Origin of the sequence: Corallococcus sp. 4LFB, from assembly GCF_046520365.1 — a bacterium.
GTDB classification, from domain to species: domain Bacteria; phylum Myxococcota; class Myxococcia; order Myxococcales; family Myxococcaceae; genus Corallococcus; species Corallococcus caeni.
Genome location: NZ_JBKGHJ010001286.1, coordinates 1 through 315, shown reverse-complemented (window position 1 = coordinate 315; position 315 = coordinate 1). Strand labels below are relative to the sequence as shown.

Below are 315 nucleotides of genomic sequence, written 5' to 3'. Positions count from 1 at the left end.
CCCTGCTGCCCTCCGCTGGCACCCGCGTCTGGCTGGATGCGCAGCGGGACGTCATCGCCTCGTTTCCGACGCATTCTCTGGATGTCCGCGTGGACGGCGAGGCCCTGGCCTACGTCATGTTCACCTCGGGCTCCACGGGCCGTCCCAAAGGCGTCTGCGTGCCTCACCGGGGCATCACCCGCCTGGTGCTCGGCAGCACCTTCATGCGCTTCGGGCCGGACGAAGTCTGGCTCCAGGCCGCTCCCGTTGCCTTCGACGCCTCCACGCTCGAAATCTGGGGCGCGCTGCTGCATGGCGCGAAGCTCGTCCTCGCTC

At 69.2% G+C, this 315-nt stretch carries 1 protein-coding gene; it reads left to right on the top strand.

Going from position 1 to position 315, the window contains the following annotated elements; translation table 11 throughout:
• A partial coding sequence (locus ACLEQD_RS45350) for an AMP-binding protein (protein WP_410392067.1) occupies window positions 1–315 on the top strand: 315 nt, incomplete at both ends.